Origin of the sequence: Haladaptatus salinisoli (genome assembly GCF_020614375.1) — an archaeon.
Classification (GTDB): domain Archaea; phylum Halobacteriota; class Halobacteria; order Halobacteriales; family Haladaptataceae; genus Haladaptatus; species Haladaptatus salinisoli.
Map to the genome: position 1 here is coordinate 2,836,321 of NZ_CP085327.1, position 13,533 is coordinate 2,849,853.

The following is a 13,533-nucleotide window of genomic DNA, read 5'->3' on the forward strand; positions in this document are numbered from 1 at the left end:
GCGGCGCTCCACCGGGCATCTACCCGCGGAAGACGCGTGGCGATGCGAACCGGGTGCGACGGCGAATCCGCCTCGAAATCGCGTTTGCGAACGTCGCGGCGGCCGCCCGTCGTTCGAACGGCGTCAGCGTTTACTTATCGAGTAGAACAGGAGGACGAATCCGACGACGAGAAAGAGACCTTCGATGAGTTGTAGGCGGACGACTTCCGCTTCCGTGAGGAAGAAGCTGCCTTTGACACCGATTTCGTACGCGAGTTCGATTATTAGACCGACGGATATCATCCCGAAGCCGAAGATGGCTCCGAGGAGGGAGCGGGCTCGTTCCCGCCGGTAGGCGAGGTAACTGACGACGGCGAATCCCCCGGCGAGTCCGACCAGGAGGATCCGGATGAGCGTCAGCACCCAAATCTCCGACGAGGTTGCGAGGAGCATACGCGTTACCACCGTAGTTCTATCCCGGACCGCTCCAACTCGCTCCAGAAATTACTGAATTTATCGATGAAGTCCTGGCGAACGTGAATGTCCGCACCGACCAACCCGTCCTCGAACGTGAGACAGACGCGCTCGAGGGTCGTCTCGTACGCCTTCCGATGGTCGCCGGACCGGTCGATTCGGATCGTCTCTTCGAGAAACCCGTGTTCTTGCAGGACGTCGACGTGGCGATAGACGGTCGGCGTCGAGACGTCGCATTCGTCGGCGAGTTCTTCGGCGGTACACGACCGGCCGCTCGCCGCCGCGAGGATACAGCGCGGAGCCTCTCGCGAAACGAGTTCGATGATCTCTTCCGGCTCGACCGATGAATCGTCGGGGTCGTCATCGCTCATGTGGGTTTTCGGAGGGTGGCGGAGGGGGGGTAGTCGCCCGTTCGCGCTCGGTCCGACGCCGCCGCGGACGGAGATCCGCGACGCGCCGTTCTCGCGCCGCTGGGGGGAGGCACCCGGCCGTCGAGAGACGCGACCGCTGAGAACGGTGGTCGATACGGACGGTCGTTCGAAGGTCGCGTTCGACGCGTCTGGTGAACCGACCGCCGGTTCCGATTGGCGGTCGGTGTTCGATTTCGAACGAGTCGCGGCGCTTCGTAGCGGCGTTTTGTTCGTCTCCCGAGTGCTAATCACAGTACCGCTCCGACATAGGGGGAACTACTGAAGCGACGTACATAACACCACTGGTGGAACGCTACGCTCGGCCTCGCGCTCGAGGAGTACGAGGGCGAGACGCTCCGAGAGAATACGCTCGGACGGCGGTACCTCGCGGACGGCTATCCGGCGAAGCGCTGACGAGGCGGTAACGAACCGTCCGTCGCGGCAACGCTCCGTTTCTCGGCGGTCGATACGGTTTCCGTCGGCGCCGTTTCGGACGAACGGCTCGTCGCACCCCGCCGTCCGTTCTCGAGTCGCCCCCCGTCGCCGATTCCCGTTTCCCCGGTTTCGGTTTCGTTTCTAGGGGTGAACAGTCGTCTTCGTTTATTGCCGCGCTCGGCGTACTTCGTCGCGGGGGATACGATGAGCACAACGACGACGGACAACGAAGCGGTCGTGCGCCGGGACGCAGAAGCAGTGTGGAACAGCGACGGCGACCTCGACGCGATAGACGACCTCGTCGCCGACGATTTCGTCTACCACAATCCGATGGTGTCCCGAGAAGTTCGGGGGGCGGACGAGTACCGGGCGATGGCGGAACGGCTTCGATCGGCGTTCTCGAACCTGGATATGGAGATCGACGAGCTGGTCGCCGAGGGAGACGCGGTGGCGACTCGGTACACGACGCGAGGGACTCACACCGGCGAGATTGTTGGCGTCGAGCCGACGAACAAGGACATCGAGGTGACGGGGATCCTCATCGACCACTTCGAAGACGGTAAAATAAAAGAACGCCGGGTGAACGACGACGCGCTCGGACTGTTCACGCAGATCGGCGCGGTCGACCCGCCGGAAGGATCGATGCTTCCGCGCTAACTCGTACAAACGAACCCCTTTTCAGAGAACCCCGAGTAGTTCGACGCGATGAACGTACTCGTCGTGGGTGCGGGCGCGATGGGTCGCTGGTTCGCCGAGTCGATAGACCGCGACCTCGCGTTCGCCGACGCGGACCCGGCGGTCGCGGAGGACGCCGCGCGGGAACTCGGCGGGCGAGCGGTCGCGCTGGACACCGAGGACTCCTTCGACGCGGTCTGTCTCGCCGTACCGATGCCCGCCCTCGGGGCGGCCGTCGAGCGACACGCGCCGAAAGCCGAGCGCGCGCTGCTGGACGTCTCGGGCGTGATGGCGGACGCCGTGGCCGCGATGGCGGAGCACGCCCCCGACCGCGAGCGCGCCAGCCTCCACCCCCTGTTCGGCCCGGAGAACGCGCCGGGCAACGTGGCGGTCGTCGCGGACGAACCCGGGCCGGTCACCGACGACCTGCTCGCCGACCTCGAATCGCGCGGCAACGCGCTGGTCGAGACGACGCCCGAGGAGCACGACGAGGCGATGTCGACCGTGCAGGCGGGTGCGCACGCCGCGGTGCTCGCGTTCGCGCTGGCGGCCGACCCCGTGCCCGAGGGACTACGGACGCCGGTCTACGACGACCTCGCCGACCTCGTTGCGCAGGTGACCGACGGCGACCCCCGAGTCTACGCCGACATTCAGGCGACCTTCGACGGGGCCGAGGGAGTCGCGACCGCGGCGCGACGGCTCGCTGACGCCGACCCGACCGAGTTCGAACGACTGTACCGGGAGGCGGGAGAATGAACGCGGAGCGACGCGAGCAGGTGCGCTCGAACGCGCTCTACCTCCGCGGCGTGCGCCCCATCGACCCGGACGAGGTAGCCGAGTACGTCGAAGGGCGACCGCATCCCGCTGTCGTTCGACAACTGCTCCGGGAGGAGGCGTTCTCGCTCGGCCTCGTCGAGCGCGACGACGGCACCTTCGAACCGGTGTCCGAGGAGCCGATAGCGCCCGACTTCCGGGGCGTCGAGTCGTTCCCGGAGGAGTACGGGCGGAAGCTGGAGGACCTGCTCGTCGCGGAGTTCGGGGCGGGGTGGCCCGACGGCGAGTCGGGCGAGGAGCTGCGCGAGACGATTCGCCGCCTCAAGGAGGACTACTTCGCGCAGAATCCGGTCGAGTACGACTACGGGGTGGCCCTCGGCTACGCGATCTACCACCTGCCGGACTACTACGCGGTCGTCCAGTACGTGCTGGCGGAAATCGCGGAGCGCGGCCTGCTCCCCCGAAAACTACGCGTGCTGGACGTGGGTGCCGGGGTCGGCGGCCCCGCCCTCGGCCTCCACGACTTCCTGCCGGACGACGCCCTCGCGGAGTACCACGCCGTCGAACCCGGCGACGCCGCGGACGTGCTCGCCGCGATGCTCGAAGAGACGCGGGCGAACTTCCGCGCGACGGTACATCGGGAGACGGCCGAGGCGTTCGAACCCGAAGGGGAGTACGACCTCGCGCTGTTCGCCAACGTTCTGAACGAACTCGACGACCCGGAAGCGGTGGTCCGAAAGTACCTCGACGCCCTCGCGCCGGACGGGTCGCTGGTCGCCGTCGCCCCGGCGGACAAGAACGCCAGCATCGGCCTGCGGGAGGTCGAACGGAGCGTCGCGGACCGGACGACGGTGTACTCGCCGACCCTCCGACTCTGGCCCGGCGAGGAGCCGAGCGACAGGGGCTGGTCGTTCGACGTGAAACCCGACCTCGACGTTCCGGCGTTCCAGCGCCGGTTGGACGAGGGCGCTCGACCGGCGGGCGAAGGCGGGGAGGAACGGAATCGAACCGCCGGAGACGGCGAGTTCGTCAACGTCGACGTGCAGTTCTCGCACGCCGTCCTCCGAACGGACGGCGTCCGGAGGCGGGAGTTCACCGCCGACCCCGAACGGTCGGCGAAGATGGCGGAGATGGAGCGACACGTCACGGAACGGGTGAACCTCGTGGCGGTGAAACTCAGTCGCTCGCTGTCGGAGGGCGAGACGCGGAACGACGTGTTCAAGGTCGGCGACGGGAGCGAACAGGTCGGACACTTCGCGGTGCTGACGAACGAGACGTCGCTCAACCGCGCGCTCCGCGACGCCGAGTACGGGAGCCTCCTGTCGTTCGAGGACGCGCTCGTGCTCTGGAACGAGGACGAGGGAGCCTACAATCTCGTGGTGGACGAAAAGACGGTGGTCGACCGCCTCTAGTTCGCCTCGGCGCACTCCCGAATGAACTCGTAGTACGAACCGAATTTGCCCGCGTCGTTCGGCGACAGCGGGATGTCGTTCTCCGCCAGCAGTTCGACCGTTCTCCGTGGCTCACACTCGAACCAGATGGATAGCACGTCCACGTTACGCTGGGCGTACTCGTAGTTGAGTTCGAGCGTCCGAGCGTCGATGACGTTTCCCTCCGCCATGTCCATCTGTATACAACGAACGACGAAGCATAAATCCGTGTGATACGTTAATTAACAATCTTGATTTTCAACATAGGTCACAACCGGTGGTACCAACGTCGGACGGATGCAAGACGATTCGTCGCACGGGAGAACGATTCGTCGTCCCGCACCGCCCGAAAGCGCAGAACGGAGCACTTTTGCGCCCCCGTTCCGACCCCCCGTGCATGGGTGATTCGCTGGAAATACTCCTGACCAACGACGACGGCATCGACAGCCCCGGCATCCGAGCGCTGTACGATGCCCTCCAGGAGGTCGGGAACGTCACCACCGTCGCGCCCGCCACCGACCAGAGCGCGGTCGGCCGGGCGATGTCCTACGAGGCGGAAGTGGAGGAACACGAACTCGGCTACGCCGTCGCCGGGACGCCGACGGACTGCGTCGTCGCCGGACTCGCCGAACTCGGCCCGTATCCCGACATCGTCGTCTCGGGGTGTAACAACGGCGCGAACCTCGGCGCGTACGTCCTCGGACGTTCGGGAACCGTCAGCGCCGCCGTCGAAGCCGCCTTCTTCGAGGTGCCCGCCGTCGCGGTCTCGCTCCACGTCCCGAATCACCTCTGGCCCCACGACACGACGAAAGAGGAGTACGCCGAGGCGGCGCGCGCGACGAACTACCTCGTCGAGCGCGCCCTCGACGCGGGCGTCTTCGAGCAGGCGGAGTATCTGAACGTCAACGCGCCCATGCCGGGCGACGAACCCGCCTCGATGGAGGTGACCCGACCCTCTCGCGTCTACGACATGGACGCGACGAACGAGGGCGGCGTCGTCACCCTCCACGACCTGACGTGGGAGCAGATGGACGAGGGGACGATTCCCGACCCCGACGGAACCGACCGCCGCGCGGTGCACGAGGGACGAGTCAGCGTCTCCCCGCTCACCGCGCCGCACACCACCGAACACCACGAATCGCTGGACGAACTCGTCACGGCGTACCGGGAGTAGCGCTACCGTTTTACCCGCTCGAAGCTAATCCGCTTTGATGAGTGGGGGGAAGGAGGAGAGTCGGAGCCGGAGTGACATCGGACGGTTCGCGCTCGGGGGGTCTCGGATGAACGTCGCCATCCTCGATACGGACGGCACCATCGTGGCGACGAATCGCGAGTGGGAGGAGTTCGGCCGAGCGAACGGTCTCGCGACCCCGACGCTCGGCGTCAACTACCTCGACGCGTGCGACGGAGCGGACGACCCGGAGGTGCGACGAACCGCGACCGGACTCCGGGACGTGCTCGCCGGAGAGCGATCGGAGTTCACGCTCGAGTACCCCTGCCACTCGCCCGACGAGCGGCGCTGGTTCGTGATGCACGCGGTTCGCGCGTCGGGCGCCGAACAGTACGTGGTCGTCACGCACGCGAACGTGACCGACCGCAGGGAACACGAGTTCTACCTCGAACGCTACCTGACGACCATCAGGAACGTCCCGCTCGTCCTCTTCGCCTTCGACGCGGACGGCACGTTCACGCTCTCCGAGGGTCGCGGACTGGAGGCGCTCGGCCTGGTCGACGGGGAGGTCGTCGGCGACTCGGTGTTCGACCGCTACGCGGACTACCCCGGCGTCGTCGCCGACTGCCGCCGCGCCCTCTCCGGCGAGCGAGTTCACGCGACGCGCGAGGTCGACGACGCCATCTTCGAAGTCGTCTATCAGCCGATGGTGGACGGTTCGGACGAGGTCGACCACGTCGTCGGCGTGGCGAGGGACGTGACGAAGCGCGAGCGACACGAGCGGGTCTTCGCCGCCCTGTCGGACCTGACGCGGGTGCTGATGGAAGCGGAGACGGCGGACGAGGTGTGCGAACTCGCGGTCGAAGGGGCCGAGAAGGTGCTCGACCTCCCCGACACGCTCCTCGCGCTGTTCGACGAGTCGTCGGGGACGCTCCTCCCGCGGGCGCGGACGCGACGCGCGGACCCGCACCCGAACGAACTGTTGGCCGACGAGGGCGTCGCGTGGGTCTCGTTCACCGAGAACGAACCGCGGTTCGTCGGCGACACCGCCATCCTGCCGCTCGGCAACCACGGCGTTTTCGTCACCACCGTGACGGACGATACCGCGCTCGACGTCGCGGAACTCTGCACCGCCGCCGTCGAATCCGCGCTCGGCCGAGCGAAGCGCGAACGAATGCTGCGGGAGCAGGAGGCGACGCTCCGTCGGCAGAACGCGGCGCTGGAGCGACTCAACGAACTGAACGAGGGTATCCGGCGCATCGACCGCGCCCTCGTCGAGGCGCGAACCCGCGAGGAGATAGAACGGGCGGTCTGTCGCCGCCTGACGAGCGGCGGTTCCTACCGGTTCGCGTGGATCGGGGAGGACGACCCCGCGTCGGGGGTCGTCCTTCCGCGCGAGTGGGCGGGCGTCGAGCGCGGTTTCCTCGACGCCATCGCCGTCGAAACCGACGCCGAGGCGAGCGACCCGACGGCCATCACGCTCGGGACGGGGCGGGCGCACGTGGTTCAGGACGTGCTCCGCGACCCGGCGTCGGAAACGTGGCGGCGCGAGGCGCTGAAACGCGGCTATCGGTCGGCCTGCTCGCTTCCGCTGTCCTACGGGGACGCGGTCTACGGCGTGCTCACCGTCTACTCGGACCGGGCAGGAACCTTCGATAAACTGGAACGCTCCGTCCTCGAGGACGTGAGCCAGACCGTCGCGTACGCCATCAACGCCGTCGAGAGCAAGAAGGCGCTCGCCGGCGGCGAGGTTATCGAACTGGAGTTCGACGTGAGCGACCCGACGGTGGTGTTCGTGGCCGTCGCCCGCGAGACGGGCGGTTACGTCGAGTTCGTGGGCGTCGTCTCGAAACCGAACGGAACGCTGCAATCGATATTCACGGTTCGAAACGCCGAGACCGACGCGGTGCGGGAGGTCGCGGCGCGCTCGCTCGAAGCCATCGGCGTCGAACTCGTGAGCGACCGAGACGACGTCGCCGTGTTCGCGGCGACGCTGACGGAGTCGAGTTTCGTCGCGACGCTCATCGACCACGGCGCGGTTCCGGAGACGTTCGTCGCCGACGGGTCGTCCGGGCGGGTCATCGTTCGTCTGTCGGCGAACGCGGACGTTCGGACGTTCGTCGAAGTGCTCCGAACGCGCTTTCCCGACGTGAAACTCCGGAGTCGTCGCCAACGGGAACGACCGTGGGCGTCCGGCGACTTCGAACCGATGCTCGCCGAAATGCTGACAGACCGCCAACGGGAGGTGTTGGAGATGGCCTACTACGGCGGATTCTTCGACTCGCCGCGAAAGAGCACCGGGGCGGAGTTGGGTCGGTCGCTCGGCATCTCCCAGCCCACGTTCCAACACCACCTGCGGGCCGCGGAACGAAAGCTACTCAGACGATTGATAGCCGAGGGTGACGTCTAGATAGATAGCCCCCGTCGTTTTCGGGTACGTTCAACCTAGCTGGAAGCGACTTGGCCGGTCGTCGTCTCTCGGTGAGTATGGAGACAAAGACAGGAAACAGAACCGACGGTCGGGGTGACGACCGTTTGACGCTCGCCGTCCTCACCGCCGTGATGGACGCGGCAGGCTACGAGGACGCGGGCGAGTTCGATACGTGTTTGTACGACGCCATCGACCCGGACGCCCTCGACTCGCTCTTCCACCGTCGGACGGTCGACGGGCGCGTCGAGTTCTCGTGGGCCGGATACGAGATACGCGTCCACAGCGACGGGAGGGTGTCGGTATTCGACGCGTGACGATGACCCGACGTAGTCCGGGTTCGGACGACGCGTCCGACGAGCGAACCTGCGCCAGCTGCGGAGAACGCATCGAACTCACCGCGTGGCACCCCGTGCTCGCCGAACCCGACGCGAGCGAGGCGCTCCATCTGTATCCGTTCTGTAGCGCAGACTGTCGAACCGCGTGGAACCAACGAAACACCGAGAATGACTAACAGGGAAAACAACGAGATAGAGTACGACGAGTACGAGAACGAACACGGCGTCGTGGCGATGTTCTACGACCCGAAAAACGACCGAGCGTGGATTCGGTCGAGCCTGACCGTGACGGTGCGTCGGTAGCGACCGGAAAAACGACGCTCGCCCGACCGCACTCCCCGACGCGTCGGGCCGCAAGATTAACTGCCGTCGTCGTGTTTCTCATCGACGCGTGGGTGGTGGAAACGATGGCTACCGTGGCAGTCGCACACACGAACTTGATGGCGAAGGGCGGCGGCGAAGGCGTCTGTATGAACGTCCTGGAGGCGCTGGAGGACGACCACGACGTGACGCTTCTCACCCTCTTTCCGCCCGACCTCGCGGCGCTGAACGAGTACTTCAGAACCGACGTCGGCGACGTGGAGGTCCGGTGGCCGCCCGGCGTCGCGGAGTTCCTCGACGCGATAGAGATGCCGCTGTACAACCTCCGAAACGCGCTCCTCAATCGGTTCGTCGAACGGCGGGCGTCGGAGTACGACCTCGTCGTCGGCACGGACAACGAACTCTCCGTCTCCGGCCCGCTCGTCCAGTACGTCCACACGCCCCGGTTCGCGCGGAACGTCGTCTCCCCCCGCGTCGGGCAGGACGGGTTCGTCGACCACCTCTACGACCGACTCAGTTACCGTCTCGGCGGCTTCGACGCCGCCGAGATACGCGACAGCGCCATCGCGGCCAACTCGAACTGGATGGCGGGCGTGGTGCAGGACGCGTACGACGTTCGGCCCCGCGTCGTCCACCCGCCGGTCGACACCCGCGGCTTCGTCGACGAACCGTGGGACGAGCGCGAGAACGGGTTCGTCACGGTCGGTCGCCTCGCCCGGTACAAGAACGTCGAGCGGAACATCGAGATACTCGACGGGGTGCGCGAGCGCGGTCACGACGTTCACCTCCACGTCGTCGGCCCCGCGTACGACCGGGAGTACGCCCGCGAAATAGCCGCGCTGGCGGCCGACCGCGACTACGTCCACCTTGAGGGCGAGTGCTCGCGCGAGGAACTCGTCCGCATCGTCTCGCGGCACCGCTACGGACTCCACGGAAAGCGCCACGAGCACTTCGGGATGGTCGTCGCCGAGTTCGTCGCCGGCGGCGCGATACCGTTCGTTCCGAACGACGGCGGGCAGCGCGAAATCGTCGGGGAGCGGTCGGAACTCCGCTACGACACCACCGAGGGGGCGGTCGAGAAGATAGACCGGGTGCTCTCGAACCCGGACCTGCAGCGCGAGGCGCGGGCGAGCACCGCGGAGGTCGAGCGTCGGTTCGGTCGGGCGCGGTTCCGGCGCGAGATGCGCGAACTCGTCGACGAGGCGCTCGCCTGACGGCCGCAACCGTTTTGCGAAAAACCGCCGAAAATCCGCCCGATGACGCTCCGGACTGCGGTTATCGGTGCCGGAATCGTCGCCGAGAACAACCACTTTCCGGCGTTGACGCGCAATCCGAAGACGACGCTGACGGCCGTCTGCGACCTGGACGAGTCGCGCGCCCGGGAGGCGGCCGCCGAGCACGGAGCGACCGCCTACGCGGACCCGGAGACGCTGTTCGCGGAGGAGGACCTCGATTGGGTGCACGTCGCGACGCCCGTCCAGAGCCACGCCGAACTGGCGACGACGGCGATCGAGTCGGGGATACCGGTCACGCTCCAGAAGCCGGCGACGACGACCCGGGACGAACTGGAGGGCGTGTTGGCGTCGGCGGACGAACACGACGTGCCGACCTCGGTCGTCCACAACTGGCTCTTCTACCCGGTCGTCAGGCGACTGCGTCGGCGCATCCGAACCGGCGAACTGGGGGAGATACGCGCCGTCGAGACGACGTTCACCGGCGAGGGTCGCCCCGACGAAACCTACCGCGGGTCGTGGGTGTTCGATCTTCCGGGCGGCGACTTGGAGGAGGGATTCCCCCACCCGCTGTACCTGACCCTCGCCATCGGGGGGACGCCGCGGGACGAGGAGGCCATCGACGTTCGCACGCGGGTCGCCGGGGAGTACGACGACGACGTCGGCTACGACGGGGTGAAGATTCAGTACGTCACCGACGACGACGCGCTCTGTTCGGTGACGTACACCTCCGGTTCCGCGCCGAACAACCAGATTCGCGTCCACGGCACCGAACGGTCGGTGACCGTCGACGTTCCGACGAACACCGTGGACGCGCACGACCGCGACGAGGGTCCGTACCACTTCCTCTCGGAGCAGGTGCGGCGGGGGGTGACGACGGCGGGGAGTTCGCTCTCCGGGGTGGCGAACAGCCTCGCCGAGTACGGCCTCTCGCACGTCGAGGACGAGTACGGCGTGCACCGCGAGCGGAGCGCCGACGGCCACTACTTCCTGTTCAACGAGGCCGCCACCGCCCTCGAACGCGGTCGACAACCGCCGGTTCCGCTGTCCCGAAGTCGGTGGGTGCTGACGCTGATGGAGCGCGCCCGGGAGGCGTAGCTCACCGCTCGGCGAGCCCGAGGTTCGATTCGAGTTCGTCGCCCGCCGCTCGAATCGAGTACAGCCGCTCGATTCGCCGACGGGCGTTGCGGCCGAGTCGCCGCCGCTCGTCCGCCGAGTTCAACAGTCTCTCGGTCGCCGCGGCGAACGACTCGGGCGTCTCCGCGACGGCGACGTCGACGCGCGGGCGAGCGTCGACCCCCTCGAACCCGGCGGGCGTCGTCACGACGGGCGTTCCCAACGCCATCGATTCGAGTATCTTCAGCCGCGTCCCGCCGCCGATTCGGAGCGGCGCGACCACGACGCTCGCGTCCCGGACCCGCTCGGCGAGGTTCTCGACCTCGCCGACGAACGAGACGCCGGGGCGCTCGCCGAGTTCACGAATCTCCTCCGTCGCGCCGCGCCCGACCAGCGCGAGCTCCGCGTCGGGCCGCCGGTCTCGAATCTCGGGGAAGATTCGCTCGACCAGATGCGTCGCGGCGTCGCGGTTCGGGAACCAGCCGTAGGAGCCGAAAAAGAGCAGGCGCTTCGCGTCCGAGTCGCCGCCCTCGCTCGGCTCGTACCCCGCCACGTCGAGGCCGACGTGCTGGTGGCGGACGGGACCGGAGACGCGCCGGACGAGTTCCGACCGGTCCTCGGCCCCGAGCACGAGCGTCCGGTCGGCGGCGTCGTACGCCGCCAACTCCTCCCGTCGTAGGCGCGGCACCTCCAGCGCGAGTTCGAGCCGCCGGGTTCGTCCCTCCGCCATCCGCCGATAGCGTTCGTGAACCGCGTACTCGACGACGTGCGCGTTCGTCACGGTCCGCGACCCGGCGGCGTTCAGCGCCCGTCGCACCCCGTCGTCGCGGAATATCTGCCCGATGTAGGGGTGTTGGGCGAGCACCGCGTCGGGCGCGAGCGAGCGAATCGCCCGTCGCGCCCCCTCCCGCAGGGCGGTCGAGTCGAACATCCCCATCACGTCCGAGCGCAGGGTCAGCAGGTGTCGAAGCTTGCGCGCCCGCGGCGGCAGTCGCGTCCCGGGCTGCGAAACGACGCTCACCGACTCGCAGACGGAGCGCAGCGCCGCCGGACAGTCCCCGTCGCGGTCGTAGGTGAGCAGGTGGACGTCGTGGCCCCGCTCGACCAGCGCGCGGACGAACCCGAAGGTGACGATGCGGTCGCCCGCGTTCGGCGGATACGGCGGTTCTCTGGTGATAGCGAGCACCGACGCCACGGTTACCCTCCTCGCCCACGGCGGGCGTACAACCGTTCGACCTCCGCGACGTGCTCGTCGAGCGACTTCGGTTCCTCGACGCCGCGGCGGAGGCGTTCGACGCGCACCGGCGACTCGGCGAGCGTTCGGAGCGTCTCGGCCAGCGAATCGGCGTTTCCGACCTCGAACGTCAGCCCGTCGCGCCCGTCGTCGACGAGTTCGGCCATCCCGCCGACGTCGCCCGTGACGACCGGCACTCCCGACGCGAACGCCTCCTGAATCACCAGCGGGCTGTTCTCGTACCAGAGCGACGGGAGCACGAGCACGTCCATCGCCCGGTACGGTGACGCCTTGTCGTCGTACCGTCCGTGAAACCGAACGCGGTCGTCGGCCGAGCGCGCGAGACGGGAGTGGTACCGCGTCTCTGGGTCGAACTCGCCGAAGATATCCAGCCGAACGTCGCCCTCCACTCGCCGAAACGCTTCGAGCAGGAGGTGGACGCCCTTCGACTCCGCGATTCGCCCGGCGTACCCGAATCGGAGGGGTTCGGCCGGGTCGAAGCCGGTGTCCTCGAACCGCTCGACCGCGATTCCGTTGCGGCAGGTCACGACGTCGTCCGGGTCGGTGCCGTACTCGACGAACGTCTCCCGGAGGAACGTCGAGGGCGAAATCAGCAGGTCGGTCGCCGCCAGCGCCTCCGACAACTGGCTCCGGCGGCGTTCGACCGGGACGCGGTAGCGGTCGTCGACCGACCGCCGACCGCTGACGCGCTCGCTGCCGCCGTCCGCCTTCGTCCGCTTCGCCGCCGCGCGGTAGCAGTCGGCGCACTTCGCCACCGACTCGGGACCGGAGCAGAGCGTCCCCTCAGGGCGGTACAGTTGTTCGCGGTGACAGCGCGTCCAGAAGTCGTGGAGCGTGGCGACGCAGGCGACGTCTCGCTCGGCGCACAGCGTGGGAATCGACGACGACAGCCCCTTGAAGTGCTGGAGGTGGACGACGTCGGGATCGAACGAGTCGAGCACCTCGGCGACGCGGGCGTCCACGTCGGGCCGAACCGTCCCCGACAGTCCGTCGTCCCCCTGGGTTTCCGCGGCCGGAAGCGGGAGCACGGGGACGCCGCCGACCGCGGCGCGTTCGTCGCTCGGTGCGGCGATTCTAACCTCGTGCTCCCGGTCGAGTCGCTCCGCGAGCTCCGCCGTGTACAGCTCCGTCCCGCCGAGCGTGTCGGTCGGAAGCGCGTGGACGACTTGCAGAACGCGCATGGATTCAGTCCGTCGTGGCGATGATACCGCGAGCGCCGACGAGCCAGACGCCGACGCCGCTCATGGAACCACCGCCGCCGTTCGTCGCGCGACGGAGTTCGCCGCTCGGTTCGCCCCCCGGGCTCGCCTTTTCGCCGGACGCCGAGAAGAGTTCGCGTCCGGTCGTTCGACTATCCGTCCAGTTGCCCGCCGAACGTCCCGCGACAGCGTGCAACCAACTGATAACGTCGTTCTGGTTCTGGTTCATTGTTCCCCCATCTGACGGTATTTTACTCCGTCGACGGAACGCCCTGATTAATCGTAGGCAGTTCTGC

General features: G+C 67.5%; 16 protein-coding genes. 10 read left to right on the top strand and 6 right to left on the bottom strand.

The annotated features are described in order from the left end of the window. Positions 1-123: 123 nt before the first annotated feature. Together LIX00_RS15560 and LIX00_RS15565 are read right to left on the bottom strand one after the other, a co-directional pair. Positions 124-432, bottom strand: a complete 309-nt coding sequence (locus tag LIX00_RS15560; RefSeq protein ID WP_227354102.1) for a DUF7521 family protein — start codon at positions 430-432, stop codon at positions 124-126. Between the two features lie 5 nt (positions 433-437). Further along, positions 438-1,115 (bottom strand): ArsR/SmtB family transcription factor, encoded by a 678-nt coding sequence (locus LIX00_RS15565; RefSeq protein WP_227354103.1) that lies wholly within the window; start codon positions 1,113-1,115, stop codon positions 438-440. A gap of 387 nt (positions 1,116-1,502) precedes the next feature. Between LIX00_RS15565 and LIX00_RS15570 the strand changes: the two genes are divergently transcribed. Genes LIX00_RS15570 through LIX00_RS15580 form a run of 3 tightly spaced genes read left to right on the top strand, consistent with a single transcriptional unit; the run spans position 1,503 to position 4,159 of the window. Beyond that, a complete protein-coding gene (locus LIX00_RS15570) occupies positions 1,503-1,955 on the top strand; it encodes an ester cyclase (RefSeq protein ID WP_227354104.1) in 453 nt (150 codons plus the stop codon). Positions 1,956-2,003: 48 nt separating this feature from the next. Next, the gene (locus LIX00_RS15575; RefSeq protein ID WP_227354105.1) at positions 2,004-2,729 is read left to right on the top strand and encodes a prephenate dehydrogenase/arogenate dehydrogenase family protein; all 726 of its coding nucleotides are present in this window, start codon (positions 2,004-2,006) and stop codon (positions 2,727-2,729) included. Then, the gene (locus LIX00_RS15580) at positions 2,726-4,159 is read left to right on the top strand and encodes a small ribosomal subunit Rsm22 family protein (RefSeq protein WP_227354106.1); all 1,434 of its coding nucleotides are present in this window, start codon (positions 2,726-2,728) and stop codon (positions 4,157-4,159) included. The genes LIX00_RS15575 and LIX00_RS15580 overlap by 4 nt, the downstream gene beginning before the upstream one ends. Here LIX00_RS15580 and LIX00_RS15585 read toward each other — a convergent pair. After that, positions 4,156-4,368: a hypothetical protein gene (locus LIX00_RS15585; RefSeq protein ID WP_368410754.1), complete on the bottom strand. Its 213-nt coding sequence runs from the start codon at positions 4,366-4,368 to the stop codon at positions 4,156-4,158. The two genes, LIX00_RS15580 and LIX00_RS15585, sit on opposite strands and share 4 nt — an antisense overlap. Before the next feature lie 206 nt (positions 4,369-4,574). Between LIX00_RS15585 and surE the strand changes: the two genes are divergently transcribed. The 7 genes from surE to LIX00_RS15615 all read left to right on the top strand — a co-directional run bounded on the left by surE (position 4,575) and on the right by LIX00_RS15615 (position 10,765). Next, positions 4,575-5,351, top strand: coding sequence for a 5'/3'-nucleotidase SurE (gene surE, locus LIX00_RS15590; protein WP_227354108.1), 777 nt, complete (start codon positions 4,575-4,577; stop codon positions 5,349-5,351). A 37-nt stretch (positions 5,352-5,388) separates the two neighbouring features. Next, entirely contained in the window at positions 5,389-7,758 is a 2,370-nt protein-coding gene (locus tag LIX00_RS15595) for a bacterio-opsin activator domain-containing protein (protein WP_227354109.1), read from the top strand. 77 nt (positions 7,759-7,835) lie between these two features. Further along, entirely contained in the window at positions 7,836-8,093 is a 258-nt protein-coding gene (locus tag LIX00_RS15600) for a HalOD1 output domain-containing protein (RefSeq protein ID WP_227354110.1), read from the top strand. Between the two features lie 2 nt (positions 8,094-8,095). Next, a complete protein-coding gene (locus tag LIX00_RS15605; RefSeq protein WP_227354111.1) occupies positions 8,096-8,290 on the top strand; it encodes a DUF7576 family protein in 195 nt (64 codons plus the stop codon). Beyond that, the gene (locus LIX00_RS25980) at positions 8,283-8,417 is read left to right on the top strand and encodes a DUF7331 family protein (protein WP_255679306.1); all 135 of its coding nucleotides are present in this window, start codon (positions 8,283-8,285) and stop codon (positions 8,415-8,417) included. The genes LIX00_RS15605 and LIX00_RS25980 overlap by 8 nt, the downstream gene beginning before the upstream one ends. A gap of 104 nt (positions 8,418-8,521) precedes the next feature. Further along, positions 8,522-9,649, top strand: coding sequence for a glycosyltransferase family 4 protein (locus LIX00_RS15610; RefSeq protein WP_227354112.1), 1,128 nt, complete (start codon positions 8,522-8,524; stop codon positions 9,647-9,649). Between the two features lie 42 nt (positions 9,650-9,691). Then, positions 9,692-10,765 carry a Gfo/Idh/MocA family protein gene (locus tag LIX00_RS15615; RefSeq protein ID WP_227354113.1) on the top strand — a complete coding sequence of 358 codons (1,074 nt, stop codon included), beginning with the start codon at positions 9,692-9,694 and terminating at the stop codon, positions 10,763-10,765. 1 nt (position 10,766) lies between these two features. Here LIX00_RS15615 and LIX00_RS15620 read toward each other — a convergent pair whose 3' ends face one another. From LIX00_RS15620 to LIX00_RS15630, 3 genes are read right to left on the bottom strand one after another with little or no spacing between them, the layout of a single operon-like run. Continuing rightward, entirely contained in the window at positions 10,767-11,978 is a 1,212-nt protein-coding gene (locus LIX00_RS15620; protein WP_227354114.1) for a glycosyltransferase, read from the bottom strand. A gap of 2 nt (positions 11,979-11,980) precedes the next feature. Further along, on the bottom strand, positions 11,981-13,219 hold the full coding sequence (locus LIX00_RS15625) for a glycosyltransferase family 4 protein (RefSeq protein WP_227354115.1): 1,239 nt from the start codon (positions 13,217-13,219) through the stop codon (positions 11,981-11,983). 4 nt (positions 13,220-13,223) lie between these two features. Further along, entirely contained in the window at positions 13,224-13,466 is a 243-nt protein-coding gene (locus LIX00_RS15630) for a hypothetical protein (protein ID WP_227354116.1), read from the bottom strand. Positions 13,467-13,533: the final 67 nt, after the last annotated feature.

What these genes read in the sequence shown, in the direction of transcription:
- surE (WP_227354108.1), top strand. Translation starts at nt 4,575, where the DNA reads ATGGGTGATTCGCTGGAAATACTCCTGACCAACGACGACGGCATCGAC.
- LIX00_RS25980 (WP_255679306.1), top strand. Translation starts at nt 8,283, where the DNA reads ATGACTAACAGGGAAAACAACGAGATAGAGTACGACGAGTACGAGAAC.
- LIX00_RS15630 (WP_227354116.1), bottom strand. Translation starts at nt 13,466, where the DNA reads ATGAACCAGAACCAGAACGACGTTATCAGTTGGTTGCACGCTGTCGCG.
- LIX00_RS15625 (WP_227354115.1), bottom strand. Translation starts at nt 13,219, where the DNA reads ATGCGCGTTCTGCAAGTCGTCCACGCGCTTCCGACCGACACGCTCGGC.
- LIX00_RS15580 (WP_227354106.1), top strand. Translation starts at nt 2,726, where the DNA reads ATGAACGCGGAGCGACGCGAGCAGGTGCGCTCGAACGCGCTCTACCTC.
- LIX00_RS15560 (WP_227354102.1), bottom strand. Translation starts at nt 432, where the DNA reads ATGCTCCTCGCAACCTCGTCGGAGATTTGGGTGCTGACGCTCATCCGG.
- LIX00_RS15595 (WP_227354109.1), top strand. Translation starts at nt 5,389, where the DNA reads ATGAGTGGGGGGAAGGAGGAGAGTCGGAGCCGGAGTGACATCGGACGG.
- LIX00_RS15605 (WP_227354111.1), top strand. Translation starts at nt 8,096, where the DNA reads ATGACCCGACGTAGTCCGGGTTCGGACGACGCGTCCGACGAGCGAACC.
- LIX00_RS15585 (WP_368410754.1), bottom strand. Translation starts at nt 4,368, where the DNA reads ATGGCGGAGGGAAACGTCATCGACGCTCGGACGCTCGAACTCAACTAC.
- LIX00_RS15610 (WP_227354112.1), top strand. Translation starts at nt 8,522, where the DNA reads ATGGCTACCGTGGCAGTCGCACACACGAACTTGATGGCGAAGGGCGGC.
- LIX00_RS15600 (WP_227354110.1), top strand. Translation starts at nt 7,836, where the DNA reads ATGGAGACAAAGACAGGAAACAGAACCGACGGTCGGGGTGACGACCGT.
- LIX00_RS15575 (WP_227354105.1), top strand. Translation starts at nt 2,004, where the DNA reads ATGAACGTACTCGTCGTGGGTGCGGGCGCGATGGGTCGCTGGTTCGCC.
- LIX00_RS15615 (WP_227354113.1), top strand. Translation starts at nt 9,692, where the DNA reads ATGACGCTCCGGACTGCGGTTATCGGTGCCGGAATCGTCGCCGAGAAC.
- LIX00_RS15570 (WP_227354104.1), top strand. Translation starts at nt 1,503, where the DNA reads ATGAGCACAACGACGACGGACAACGAAGCGGTCGTGCGCCGGGACGCA.